Consider the following 13,675-nt stretch of genomic DNA (forward strand, 5'->3'; position numbering starts at 1 on the left):
AAAATACCATTTGTGGTTCCTATAGCAGTGGGACTTATATGTTCTCCGGTATCTATTGTATCGGTAGCATTTGGAACGGTATTATACTATATGATAGATGTAATCAGCAATAATGCTACAGTTATAACTAATTCATCGGATGGTACTATAGGATCAGCTAGCATAAATGCCATTATTAATATGATGAGTAATAATAAGGCAATGATGTTGGCAGTTATTGCATCAGCCATTACCATAATGGTGGTGTATATAATAAGAAGGGCAACAATTAACAATGCCTGGGCGGTGGCAATTATTACAGGAGCCATAGTAGACTTTGTAATTACTTTGGTGGGAAGTATTATGTTGAACACAAAAAGTTCAATATTTTGGATTATTATAGGGACGATAATATCCATACTCCTTGCATTTATATTGCAGTTCTTCCTGTTTTCAGTGGATTATTCAAGGACAGAACATACCCAGTTTGAGGATGATGAGTATTATTATTATGTAAAAGCTGTTCCAAAAATAAACGTAACAGCTCCGGAGATGAATGTTAAGCGTATTAACGCTCAAAGAAAGAGAAAGGTTCAGCCAAAGAGAAGATAACAGTTGATTATTGAAATATAGAGAAAGGAGTACAGGGTGATGAGTGCAGTATTAAGTTATATTCAGAATTTTGTAGACAAATATTTGACAATACCTGACATTTATGCCAGCGATATCGTGGAAATAATTGTTATTGCAGTTTTGATTTACTACATTATATTATGGTTCAAAAAAAGCAGAGCATGGATTTTACTTAGAGGGATACTTGTGCTTGTATTATTCATGGTTGTGGCATCGGTTTTTCACCTGACTACTCTTTTATGGATTATAGATAAGACGTTAAGTGTCGGAATTATCGCTTTGGTTATTATTTTCCAGCCTGAGCTTAGAAGAGCCCTTGAGGAATTAGGAAAAAAGAACGTTTTGTTTAATGTATTTAAATTGGGAAATACTTTGGAAAATGAACGTTTTAGCGATAAGTCAGTGGAAGAAATAACAAGGGCTACCCTTGAAATGGCAAAGGCGAAGACAGGAGCATTAATGGTAATTACCCAGGAACATGACTTAGGACAGTACATTGAAACGGGAATCAGGCTTGATGCCAAAATTACCAGTCAGCTTCTTATTAATATATTTGAAAAAAATACTCCTCTTCATGACGGTGCAGTTATAATAGAAGGAGATGAAATTGTTGCGGCAACATGTTATATACCGTTGTCAGACAGTACATCTCTTAGTAAGGAATTAGGCACAAGACATAGGGCAGGTCTTGGTTTAAGTGAGCTTACAGACAGTATTATAATAATTGTATCAGAGGAAACGGGAAGTATTTCCATAGCAAAAGACGGGAAACTTATCCGATATGCAGATGCGGCTATTTTGAAGAATGAACTTACAAAAGCCCAGGCGAAGGATGAAGTTAAAACAAAGAAAAAAATATGGAAAGGAAGGAACCGCAATGAAAAAAGCCATGATGAAAATTAAGGCATCCCTTACAAACAACGTAGGTATAAAGGTTATTGCGGTTGTTATTGCTGCATTAATCTGGCTTATGATTGTAAATATAAGTGATCCTGAAAAGACAGTGATAATATATAACATTCCTATTAACGTAACTCATGAGGAAGTAATTACTGATATGAATATGGTATATGATTCCGACAAGAATGCTACCGTAAACATTACAGTATCCGGAAAACGTTCAGTTGTAAGTAAGTTATCAGCAGAAGACTTTACGGCAACAGCTTCCCTTAAGGAGTTATCAAAGGTTAATGCAATACCTGTTCAGGTATCAGCAGTGCAAAACTATATAGGAAGAAAAATTACAATTGAGAAGCAGTCAAAACAGACGTTGGAAGTCAGCATAGAGCAGGTTAAAAAGCAGAAATACAGTGTATCTGTTGAGTATAATGGAAGTCCTGAAGAAGGATATGTTGCAGGTGGCTATACTCTTTCAAAGAATATGGTTACTGTGAAGGCACCGGAGTCATTACTAGACAAGATTGACCGTGTTGTAGCAAGATGTGACATTGACGGAGAAAATGAGGACTTTACAACAAAAAGCAGATTATATGTATATGACAAGCATGATAATATATTAAAGTCTGATAAAATAAAACTTTCATCTAAGAGAGTAAGTGTTTCAGTTACCATTCTTAATGAAAAGCAGGTTCCAATAGAAACACCTTCAGTTGGAACTCCTGAGACAGGATATCATGTAGGAAAAGTAACGGTATCACCGGAAAATATTACCCTGATAGGGAAAAAAGAGGTTTTAGACACAGTTGAAAAACTGGTTATAAGTGATACTATTAATATATCCGGGAAGACTACTGACACTGTGGAGAAGATAAATATAAGAAAATATCTTCCGGAAGGCACAGATATAGGTCAGGGAGAAATGGATGTAATAAGCGTTGTTATTAAAATTAATAAACTTGTGTCTAAGAAGTTTACCATTAATACAGACAAAATAGCCATAGACGGATTAAACAATTCCTATGAAGTGGCATTTGTAAGTAAAAACATTAACGTTGAACTTCAGGGAAAAGATGATGTTATTAAGAAAATCACTTTAAATGACATTGGCGCAAGTATTAATTTAAATAATTATAAAGAAGGAACAGAAACCGTAAATGTTTCAGTTACCTTGCCTGATGGCGCTACATTAGTTAATGATGTAAGGGTCAGGGTGAAAATTTCCAAAAAGAAATAATGTCATAAGACATTAAGTATTATGCAGGAGGAAAAAAATGAGCACTATTTTAGTAACAGGTGGAGCAGGTTATATTGGAAGTCATACATGTGTTGAGTTATTAAATTCAGGCTATGACGTAGTAGTTGTAGATAACCTTAGCAATTCATCAAAAGAAGCATTGAACAGGGTTGAACAGATAACAGGAAAGAAAGTAAAGTTTTATGAAAATGATATAGCTGACAGAGAAGCTATGGCAAAGGTGTTTGAAGAAAATGATATTTTTTCAGTAATTCACTTTGCAGGACTTAAGGCTGTTGGAGAATCAGTTCAGAAACCTTTAGAATATTATAAAAACAATATATCAGGAACATTGGAAATGTGCGATGTAATGAGACAGCACAATGTTAAAAACATTATTTTCAGTTCTTCAGCTACAGTATATGGAGATCCTGAATCAGTTCCAATTACTGAAAAGTTCCCTAAGGGACAGTGTACTAACCCTTATGGATGGACAAAGTCAATGTTAGAGCAGATTTTAACAGACATTCAGTTTGCAGATAAAGAATGGAATGTTATTTTACTTCGTTACTTTAATCCGATTGGAGCTCATAAGAGCGGATTAATGGGGGAAGATCCTAATGGTATTCCAAACAACCTTATGCCATATGTTATGAAGGTTGCCATTGGACAGCTTCCACATGTAAATGTATTTGGCAACGATTATCCGACACCGGATGGAACAGGTGTAAGAGATTACATTCACGTTGTAGACTTAGCAGAAGGTCATGTTAAGGCAATAAAGAAGATAGAAGAAAATCCGGGAGTAAAGGTTTACAACCTTGGCACAGGAATCGGATACAGTGTACTTGATGTTATTAATAATGTAAGTAAAGCTGTTGGAAAAGAAATTCCATATGTAATTACAGACAGAAGAGCAGGAGATATTGCTGAATGTTATGCTGATCCTACATTGGCAAAAGAAGAATTAGGATGGGTTGCTAAAAACGGAATTAAGGAAATGTGTGAAGATTCATGGAACTGGCAGCAGAAAAATCCTAATGGATACAAATAAGTAAAATATGATGGGAGATGACCATGAGTTCTAATAAAAATAAAACACCGGAAAAACAGTTGAAAACAATTAAAATATGGAAGAGAATTGCTACAACTTTTGAGGTGATTTTTGGAATAATACTTATTGCGGCAATGGTAATTCTATTTGTACCTAATGTGAAGGCTGAAATTATAAAGGGAATGGCAACAACACCTATAGGTCAGAAAATTATTTCCTGGTTTGGAAGTGAAGCATATGTACACAGTGTTTTTGACTCAAACTTTGATAATACTAAGTTAAAGACCAATGAACTTAAGTACAACTATTCTCAGGAATACACCACCTTCGTTTTATTTGGTGTAGATTCAAGAGAGGGTGAAGTGGAGGCTTCTAACAGTGATTCCATTTTGGTAGTAAATATTCATAACACAACAGGTGAAGTGAAAATGGTATCAATTTACAGAGACACCATGTTGGGAATATATGATGCAGATGGAAACCTGAACAAGTATTTTAAGGTTAATTCAGCATATGCAGCAGGAGGACCTGAAGCAGCAATAAATACTTTAAATAAGAATTTAGACTTGGACATTCAGGATTACGTTACGGTTAATTTCGCAGGAGTTGCAGAAATCATAGACAAGTTAGGCGGAATAACAGTCAATTTAACAGATGATGAGTTGTCACAGCTTAATTTCCATTTACTGGGAACAGCAAATGCCATGGGTAAATATGCTACCCCGGTAAAGAAAAGCGGCAAAAATATAAAGCTTAACGGATTACAGGCTACAACATACTGTAGAATAAGAAAAGCGACATTTTATGATCCGGATACAGGGGATAGAGTGTCAGATGATTTTGGACGTGCTGCAAGACAACGTTCAGTTATGATGAAATTAGTTGAAAAGGCAAAAAGTGCAGGAATTACGGAACTCCAGTCTATGGTGCAGACAGTAATGAATGACGATAAGGCAGGAGACAGAATAATTTCAACCAGTTTTACCTTTGATGAGATAGTAAATCTGATACCTGTTATATTTGATTTTAAATTAAATGGAAGTCAGGGATTTCCGTCACAGCTTACTACAGGAACCTATGATGGTACAAGCTATGTAGTTGCAAGAGGTTTGTCGAACAATGTATCGGAACTTCACAAGTTCTTATATGGTGAAGAAAACTATCAGCCTACCGATAATGTAGTGGCAGTTGAAAATTATGTAGCAGGTTATACAGGAGTTACATCCGGTTCAGATGGTTACAATCCAATTGAATCAGGAAAGACTATCTCTAATGAAGAAACCACGGCAACAGTTGATAATACAGATTATGATTACGATGACAAAGGACAAAGTGATTTCTATTAAATAGGATAAAGTGCCGACATACTTAAAAGGTGTGCCGGCATTTTAATTCTTAGGTTTTTAACAGTTAAAACACAGAATAATCACAACTAAATTGTAAACTCTAGTTATAAAATAAATCAAAAAGAATTTGTCGAAAGGAGTAGGAATCATGTTAGACAATGAAAATACAAATGGATTTGACACAAATCCGGAGGAGAATCAGACACAAAATGAACAGCAGGTAAATGACACAGGTAACACAGAAAACTCAGAAAACAAAGAATATGAGAATACCTATTATTCCCAGGGAGACAATTCTCAGAACAGTTACAACAATTATAATAACAATTACAGTAACAACTATAACAGTAATTATAACAATGGTAACTACAATGGAAATTATCAGAATAATGGAAACAATGGTGACAAAAAGAAAAAAAATAAGCTACCGGTTGTAATTGCAGTGGCGGCTGTTACAGTTCTTGTAGGTGTTTCATGTATAATGGGAATATTTGCAGTAGCAAACAGTAACAGTAAAAATGGAAAATCTACTATTGACAGTATATTATCACAGGGTGAAACCAAAGAAGGTGAAACATACAATGATATTGGTTCTACTAACACAAACAAATCAGGCTCAAGTTCATCAGGAGCAGTTACAGTAACAGATGTTTCAGGAGTTGTAGATAACACAATGCCATCAGTAGTAGCCATTACCAGCAAAACATTAATTGAGTCAAACAGTTATGATTCAATATATGATTATTATTTCGGTGGCGGTAACAATAGAAAACAGACATACGAGCAGGAAGCTGCCGGTTCAGGAATTATTGTTGACCAGACAGATACAGAGTTATTAATAGTTACTAACAACCATGTAGTTGAAGGTGCTGACAGCTTAAAAATTCAGTTTGACGGAATGGAAGCAAGTGAAGCAGTAGACGGATATACAAAAGGAACAGATGCCAATGCAGATGTGGCTGTTGTTGCAGTTAAATTAAAAGATATTCCAAGCAAAACATTAGATACAATAAGGAAAGCTACATTAGGTGATTCAGATTCAGTTACAGTAGGTGAAGGTGTAATTGCCATTGGTAATGCATTAGGATATGGACAGTCAGTTACGACAGGTATTATTAGTGCAAAAGACAGAGAAGTTACAATAGAAGAAAAGAAAATGAAACTTCTTCAGACAGATGCAGCCATAAATGGTGGTAACAGTGGTGGTGCATTACTTAACTCAAAAGGTGAAGTAATCGGTATTAATGTTGCTAAATATTCTTCTAACGGTTCTAGCACTTCAAGTAGTGTTGAAGGAATGGGATTTGCAATTCCTATTACATCAGTTAAGGATATTATCAACAACTTAGAGACTAAGCAGACCAGAACAAAGGTAAGTGAAGATGAACGGGGCTGGTTAGGAATCAGCAGCAAATATGATGTTACATCAGATGTTTCAGAGGCATATGGAATGCCAACAGGTGTATATGTTTACGAGACTGTAAAGAATGGCCCGGCAGACAAGGCAGGTATTCAGGCAGGAGATATTATAACAGCCTTTGATGACCAGCAGATTACATCTTATGATACATTAAAGAGTGTAATGGCATATTACAAATCAGGAGAAAAGGTTAAAGTGAAGATTGCCTATGCAGACGGAAGAGAGTACAAGGAAAAAACAGTAACAGTAACTCTTGCCAGTGCCAGTGACGTAGGTGCTTCTAATACACAAAATTAGCCCCCATCATGAGAAATAGATTATAATATTTCTTCATTAATTAATAAATTTCCTTATAATCGGGTAAGTTCAGTCTTACCCGATTATTTACGTTTTTTGTGATATGTGATAAACTTACCACTGTGACAAAAGAAATCAGAGAACAGGAGGCAGGTATGAGTGACAACAAGGACGAATTAGAAAAAGAAGAGTTAAAAGATGTTAATTCAAATGAAACATCTAAAGATAATAAAGAAGATGATTACGAAAAAATCTGTTACGTATGCAGAAGACCTGAAAGTAAGGCGGGAAAAATGATAGATATGCCCGGTGGGATATGCGTGTGTACAGATTGTCTGCAAAAGAGTTTTAACAACTTTCAAAACGTTGGTATGAATGTAAATATCAGCGAAGAGGAATTAAAGAATCTTTTAAATATGCCGGGGGTACATATGATGAATCCGGAGGATTTTATACGAAATGTACCTCATAAGCAGAAGATTAAAAAGAAAAAAGCTGATGGTGAAAAGACAGAACCGGTTATTGATATAAATAAAATTCCGGCACCACATATTATAAAGGAAAAATTAGATGATTATGTAATTGGACAGGAATATGCCAAAAAGGTAATGTCAGTGGCTGTATATAATCATTACAAGCGTGTGGCAACAAATACAATGGATGAAATAGAAATTGAAAAGTCTAATATGCTGATGATTGGGCCTACAGGCTGTGGTAAAACATACCTTGTAAAAACACTGGCAAAATTATTGGATGTTCCTCTTGCCATAACAGACGCTACATCCTTAACTGAAGCAGGTTATATAGGAGATGACATTGAAAGTGTAATTTCAAAATTACTTGCAGCAGCAGATAATGATGTGGAAAAAGCTGAAACAGGTATTGTATTTATTGACGAAATTGACAAGATTGCAAAAAAAGACACCTCAAGAAGCAGGGATGTAAGCGGTGAATCAGTTCAGCAGGGAATGCTTAAGCTTTTAGAAGGAAGTGAAGTTGAGGTTCCTGTGGGAGCAACAAGCAAAAATGCAATGGTTCCTTTAGCTACAGTTAATACCAAGAATATTCTCTTTATATGTGGCGGAGCTTTCCCGGGATTAGAGGACATAATTAAGGAAAGATTAAATAAACAGGCTGCAATTGGCTTTATGAGTGATTTGTCAGATAAATACGATAATGACAAAAACATTATAAAAAATGTTACGGGAGATGACTTAAGAAAGTTTGGAATGATACCGGAATTTTTAGGAAGACTTCCTATTGTATTTACATTAGAGGGCTTAACAGAGGAGATGCTGGTAAAAATACTTACTGATCCTAAAAATGCCATAATTAAGCAGTATCAGAAGCTTTTAGAGTTAGACGAGGTAAAGCTGGAATTTACTGAGGATGCCCTTAAAACAATTGCCGGAAAAGCCATTGAAAAGAAAACCGGAGCAAGAGCCCTTCGTGCAATTATTGAGGAATTTATGTTAGATATTATGTATGAGATTCCAAAGGATGACCATATTGGAACTGTAAAAATTACTAAGGAATACATTAACGGAACAGGTGGTCCAATTATAGGAATGAGAGGGCAGAATTGCATAGAATAAATTATGTAAACCAAAATTGAATGCTATATAAACTAAGGGCAGATTTGTTATAAAACAGATTTGCCCTTAAAATATATTTAAATTTATATCAAATAATTTTAAGTTTAATTAAGGTTAGTCATCTATACTTATTTTAAATTAAAAAGAGAGTGAGATGATTGATATGAGAAAGAAAGCATTAGCATTATTAGTAGCCATGGCTCTTGCAGCAACGGCGGTTACAGGATGTTCCACAGGCAGTTAAAAAGTATAAATTGCTTATTTGTGGAAAAAACAGTGGCAATTTATAATTTTTATGCTTATATCATAATATTGAATTTTTTAACATAGGCTGTTAAAAAAAGCAGGTGAAACCATGCCTGAATGTCAGGATATAATTACATCAGAGGAGTATGGGGATTTTATCTGGGAAATTGCTGAAAATCCGGAAATCATCCGTCAGAAGTACAGTGAGTATTGTCCGCAGCTGATAAATTACCGGTATGTATGTGCCTATGAGCGTTTAGACAGAATAAGGGAAATCGGTCTTAGAAATTATTCTTACAGTTCCATTCCCAAATTATTCGGATTAATGGATACCACGGCAGTAGCAGCCACAGGAGCCATAAGGCTTCAAAATCAGACAGGGTTTGAACTTACAGGAAGAGATGTAATTGTTGGTTTTATTGACACAGGTATAGATTACACCAACAGTATTTTCAAAAATTCCACAGGACAAACCAGGATACTGGAAATATGGGATCAAAGTGACAGTTCAGGAAATATTCCGGATGGTTTTGATTATGGAAGCCTGTATACGGCAGTAGATATAAACAGGGCTTTAGGGGACACTAACCCATATAGTGTAGTACCTCACAGAGATGAAAATGGTCATGGCACAATAATGGCCGGAGTGGCATGCGGTGGCTATGACAGACAAAGGGATTTTGTGGGAAGCGCACCTGACGCATCCATAGCCGTGGTGAAATTAAAACCTGCAAAACAATATTTACGGGACCATTTTTTTATAAAGGATGGGGTGGATGCCTATCAGGAAAACGATATTATGCTGGCAGTTTCATATTTAATGGATTTACGAATGAGGTATAGCAGACCTCTGGTAATTGTTTTGGGAGTTGGAACGGGAAACGGAAGCAGAACGGGAGGTTCACCTTTAGCCCAGCTTTTAGGGAAAATGGGGCAGATAATAGGAAACTGTGTTGTGGTATGTAGTGGAAATGAGGCAAATGCAAGACTTCATTATCAGGGAAGATTAGGAGATGGAATGTCGGAGGATGTGGAGTTTAGGGTAGGTGCAGATACCAAAGGCTTTGCTCTTGAACTATGGGGAAATACTCCTGACGTGTTTTCCGTATCTTTAATATCACCTTTAGGAGAAAGCATTCCAAGAATACCTGCAAGAAAAAATTATGGTCAGACTGTTAATTTCCTTCTTGACGGAACTACCGTAGAAGTAGATTACAGATTAGTGGAGTCCGGGACAGGAGAGGAACTTGTTTTTTTAAGGTTTATCAATCCCTCGGAAGGCATATGGGTTATAAGGGTATACGGAAATAACATATTAAACGGAGCTTACAATATCTGGGGAAATCTCAATCAATTTACGGAGAATATATTTTTCTTAAAGCCGGAACCGGAAGGAACCCTGACAGTGCCTTCAAGTGCCCAGAATATAATTACCGTAGGTGGTTTTGATAATCAAAGTAATTCAATATATCCTCCTTCAGGACGGGGATTTACAAGGGATAACCGGATTAAGCCGGATATAGTGGCACCGGCTGTTAGTGTATATGCACCAAATACCACAGGAGGTTTTACCGGAAAATCAGGTACATCCATTGGGGCAGCACTTACGGCAGGATGCTGCGCCCAAATGCTTCAGTGGGGATATGTTCAGGGAAACGAGCCTTATATGAGAACTAATTATATTAAAAATTATCTTATAAGAGGTGCAAAAAGAGAGCGGGATGTGGAATATCCAAGCCCAATATGGGGGTATGGAGAAATAAATGTATATAACAGCTTTCTTATTATTACAAGAACATGACATTATGGAAAATATGTTGAAAAAAAGTTTATAACATAATATACTAAAATCAAATGTAGGGCGGATGAAAAATACATGATTAGAGAACATAGCGCATCAAACTTCTGAAGTCAGAATAGAGGTTTGGTGCGTTTATTTTATAAAATGAAAACAATTAAATGGGAGGAAAAAATTTATGAAACACGGAGTAAACAAAAAAGCATTAGAAAAGATATCCATATGGCTTCTTGTAATGACAATGCTGGTAACGGGATTTAATGGAAAATCCGTTTATGCAACACAAAAAACAAAAGATAAAGTATCAAAAGGAAAGATACAGTATGTAAATATTGTAAATAAGAATACAATTAAGTTAGGGTGGAAAAAAATAGCCAAAACTAATAAATATCAAATACAATATTCTACAAATAAGAACATGAAAAAATCAATAATTAAAACAGTAAAAAAACGTAGAAGTTGCAAAGTATATAAATTAAAAAATAATAGAAATTATTATTTCAGAATAAGAGGAATAAAGGGAAAAGTGAAAGGAAAGTGGAGTAATATAAAAAAAGTAACATTAAATTCTAGCAGTATAGATGTCATAAATCTTATTAATTCAAAATACAATTTAAAACTGTCCTTAAATGCAAAAGTTATAAATTATAAGACTTGTGAAGAAAAATATGAGTTTAATGGGAAGAGTTATAAAGGATGCAGGATATTTGCAAAAATACAGTTAAGTGAGACTGATTTTGCCAAAACAGATAAACTCATTCAAAATTCGAAAAACAGCAGTTATAGCATTTATGATGCGGCTGTAGAGGAGATAGATTGGTGGAATTTGAAGAAAAAGAACATAATAAAGAGTCAAGACTTTTTCAATACGGTAAAGGTATTTGAAAATGAAGAGGATAATCAGGGAATAGTAATAAGGGGACATATGGAGGTTTACGTGGTGAAAAGTGTTAAGCAGAACTATAGGTTAGTTTATCTTTGCTATGAAGGAGGCTGAAAAATATAGGGCATAACGAAAAGAAAGTTCCGAAAGAGTATAGATTTTTTTTATAAACTGTATTAAAATAATTTAGTTAGTGTTGTTATACTAAAAATAAATATCATAGGAGAAAGAAAGATGAAATTATCAAAACTTGTTGGGGACAGATTTAAAGAAAGACCGGCAAACTGTCTTATTGACAGCCATGCATTAATGGTAAGAGGAGGATATATCAAGAATGTGGCAAATGGTATTTACTCACAGTTCCCCCCAATGAAGAGAATTTCACAGAAAATAGAGAATATTATCAGGGATGAAATGGATAAAATTGACGGACAGGAAGTATTGTTCCCTGTAACACTTCCGGGAAGTCTTTGGGAAGAGTCAGGCAGATACGAAAGTGTTGGTTCTGAATTATTAAGATTTACAGACAGAACAGGAAGCAAGATGGTATTGGGAATGACTCACGAGGAGGCATCAGTTCAGTTAGTTCGTGAATATGCTAACAGTTATGCTAAATATCCATTTATGATTTACCAGATTCAGACTAAATTCCGTGATGAGGCAAGACCTCGTGCAGGACTTATCCGTGTACGTGAGTTTACCATGAAGGATGCTTATTCATTCCATACATCTCAGGAGGATTTAGAGCAGTATTATCAGAGATGCTATGATGCATACAATCGTATCTTTGCAAGATGCGGAATACCGGAAGTAGCAGTAGTTAAGTCTGATTCAGGTATGATGGGTGGAAGTATTTCTCATGAGTATATGCTTCTTACAGCAGCAGGAGAGGATTCAATAGCTATTTGTCCTGAGTGTGGCTACAGTGCCAACGTTGAGGCTGCTCCAAGCATTGTTAAAAATGAAAATACAATAGCTAAAGAGGAATTAAAAGAGGTGGCAACACCGGGAACAGGAACAATAGAAGAACTTTGTGAGTTCTTACATATTCCTGCAGAGAATACGGCAAAAGCAGTTGTATATCAGAGAAATGCCGATGACAGCTATGTTGTAGCATTTATCCGTGGTGATTTAGATATTAATGAAACAAAGCTGACTAATGCTCTTGGATGTGAAATTCATCCGGCAGTTATTGAAGACGACAACGTCCTTACAGCAGGATTTATCGGACCTGTAGGTATTAATGAAAAGGTAACGGTTCTTTTTGATAATTCTCTTAAGGATATAGATTATCTTGTAACAGGAGCAAACAAGGTGGATACCCATTACACAGGATTTAATGTTGAAAGAGATTGTCCTGATGCTAAATATTTTGACCTTGCAAAGATTGTGGAAGGTGGCATTTGTCCTCAGTGCGGAAAGCCTCATATTACAATTTCAAGAGGTATTGAAGTAGGAAATATATTCCAGCTGGGAACTAAATATTCAAAGGCTATGGGATTTAAGTATACTGATGAAAACGGTGAAGAGCAGTACCCTATTATGGGATGTTACGGCATTGGTGTGGGACGTATGGCAGCTTCCATATGTGAAGTACGTCATGATGATTATGGTCCAATCTGGCCTATTACAATTGCTCCATGGCAGGTACATCTTTGCTGCTTACGTTCAGATGATGCTGAGTGTAAGGAATTTGCTGATAATTTATACAATACATTACAGAATAAGGGAATTGAAGTTATTTATGATGATAGAAAGGCAAGACCGGGAGCAATGTTTGCAGATGCAGACCTTTTAGGTGTTCCTGTACGTGTAGTTGTAAGTCCAAGAAACTTAAAGGAAAGTGTTGTGGAATTATCTACAAGAGATAAGAGTATTCAGAAGAAGGTACCAATGAATGAAATTGAGCAGGAAGTTGATAATGTTATAAAGCAGCTTACCGACAGTATTTATGAAAAGGTAAAATAAAGTAATATATAATAAAAAGGGTGCAATGCGGGGGATAGTCCTGCATTGCACTCTTTTTATTTTTTAGAGTTCCGTAAAATGATAAATGGGTAGGCGTGGCGCCTACCCAAGTCACCATTAATGAAAACATATGACAGGAGGGACCTGCCATATGTCTGAACGTATTAACACGACCAATACGTTCAATTCCCTAAAAATGGGGAATGGAATGATAAGCGAGAAAAACTAAAAAACTTAACATTCCTCTCTCACAATATACATAATAAAAGGAGAGGAGACTAAAAATAGTCTCATAAAAAAATAAAAAAATTAAAAACAATGA

10 protein-coding genes are annotated in these 13,675 nt (G+C 35.6%); all 10 read left to right on the forward strand.

The features are described 5' to 3' along the window. The first annotated feature begins 90 nt into the window (after positions 1–90). Positions 91–591 (forward strand): hypothetical protein, encoded by a 501-nt coding sequence (locus tag Q5O73_RS00550; protein ID WP_302668798.1) that lies wholly within the window; start codon positions 91–93, stop codon positions 589–591. A 39-nt stretch (positions 592–630) separates the two neighbouring features. Next, a complete protein-coding gene (cdaA, locus tag Q5O73_RS00555; RefSeq protein ID WP_302668799.1) occupies positions 631–1,515 on the forward strand; it encodes a diadenylate cyclase CdaA in 885 nt (294 codons plus the stop codon). Beyond that, positions 1,445–2,746 carry a YbbR-like domain-containing protein gene (locus Q5O73_RS00560; RefSeq protein WP_302668800.1) on the forward strand — a complete coding sequence of 434 codons (1,302 nt, stop codon included), beginning with the start codon at positions 1,445–1,447 and terminating at the stop codon, positions 2,744–2,746. Before cdaA ends, Q5O73_RS00560 begins: the two co-directional genes overlap by 71 nt. Positions 2,747–2,783: 37 nt before the next feature. Further along, complete coding sequence (gene galE / locus Q5O73_RS00565; protein ID WP_118589135.1) at positions 2,784–3,800, forward strand: UDP-glucose 4-epimerase GalE; 1,017 nt, start codon at positions 2,784–2,786, stop codon at positions 3,798–3,800. Between the two features lie 23 nt (positions 3,801–3,823). Further along, a complete protein-coding gene (locus tag Q5O73_RS00570) occupies positions 3,824–5,146 on the forward strand; it encodes an LCP family protein (RefSeq protein WP_302668801.1) in 1,323 nt (440 codons plus the stop codon). A 148-nt stretch (positions 5,147–5,294) separates the two neighbouring features. Beyond that, a complete protein-coding gene (locus Q5O73_RS00575) occupies positions 5,295–6,863 on the forward strand; it encodes a S1C family serine protease (RefSeq protein ID WP_302629246.1) in 1,569 nt (522 codons plus the stop codon). Positions 6,864–7,018: 155 nt separating this feature from the next. After that, positions 7,019–8,458: an ATP-dependent Clp protease ATP-binding subunit ClpX gene (clpX, locus tag Q5O73_RS00580; RefSeq protein WP_302668802.1), complete on the forward strand. Its 1,440-nt coding sequence runs from the start codon at positions 7,019–7,021 to the stop codon at positions 8,456–8,458. A gap of 355 nt (positions 8,459–8,813) precedes the next feature. Beyond that, entirely contained in the window at positions 8,814–10,505 is a 1,692-nt protein-coding gene (locus tag Q5O73_RS00585) for a S8 family peptidase (protein WP_118589131.1), read from the forward strand. A gap of 175 nt (positions 10,506–10,680) precedes the next feature. Beyond that, complete coding sequence (locus Q5O73_RS00590; protein ID WP_302668803.1) at positions 10,681–11,499, forward strand: fibronectin type III domain-containing protein; 819 nt, start codon at positions 10,681–10,683, stop codon at positions 11,497–11,499. Positions 11,500–11,619: 120 nt separating this feature from the next. Next, complete coding sequence (locus Q5O73_RS00595; RefSeq protein WP_302668804.1) at positions 11,620–13,353, forward strand: proline--tRNA ligase; 1,734 nt, start codon at positions 11,620–11,622, stop codon at positions 13,351–13,353. Positions 13,354–13,675 lie beyond the last annotated feature (322 nt).

The sequence above is a fragment of the Eubacterium sp. AF15-50 genome, assembly GCF_934835595.1.
In the GTDB taxonomy this organism is placed as follows: domain Bacteria; phylum Bacillota; class Clostridia; order Lachnospirales; family Lachnospiraceae; genus Eubacterium_G; species Eubacterium_G segne.

Excerpts from the sequence above, each read along its gene's own strand:
- Q5O73_RS00595 (WP_302668804.1), top strand. The coding sequence starts at position 11,620 with ATGAAATTATCAAAACTTGTTGGGGACAGATTTAAAGAAAGACCGGCA.
- Q5O73_RS00560 (WP_302668800.1), top strand. The coding sequence starts at position 1,445 with ATGAAGTTAAAACAAAGAAAAAAATATGGAAAGGAAGGAACCGCAATG.
- cdaA (WP_302668799.1), top strand. The coding sequence starts at position 631 with ATGAGTGCAGTATTAAGTTATATTCAGAATTTTGTAGACAAATATTTG.
- Q5O73_RS00590 (WP_302668803.1), top strand. The coding sequence starts at position 10,681 with ATGAAACACGGAGTAAACAAAAAAGCATTAGAAAAGATATCCATATGG.
- Q5O73_RS00585 (WP_118589131.1), top strand. The coding sequence starts at position 8,814 with ATGCCTGAATGTCAGGATATAATTACATCAGAGGAGTATGGGGATTTT.
- galE (WP_118589135.1), top strand. The coding sequence starts at position 2,784 with ATGAGCACTATTTTAGTAACAGGTGGAGCAGGTTATATTGGAAGTCAT.
- Q5O73_RS00570 (WP_302668801.1), top strand. The coding sequence starts at position 3,824 with ATGAGTTCTAATAAAAATAAAACACCGGAAAAACAGTTGAAAACAATT.
- Q5O73_RS00550 (WP_302668798.1), top strand. The coding sequence starts at position 91 with ATGATAGATGTAATCAGCAATAATGCTACAGTTATAACTAATTCATCG.
- Q5O73_RS00575 (WP_302629246.1), top strand. The coding sequence starts at position 5,295 with ATGTTAGACAATGAAAATACAAATGGATTTGACACAAATCCGGAGGAG.
- clpX (WP_302668802.1), top strand. The coding sequence starts at position 7,019 with ATGAGTGACAACAAGGACGAATTAGAAAAAGAAGAGTTAAAAGATGTT.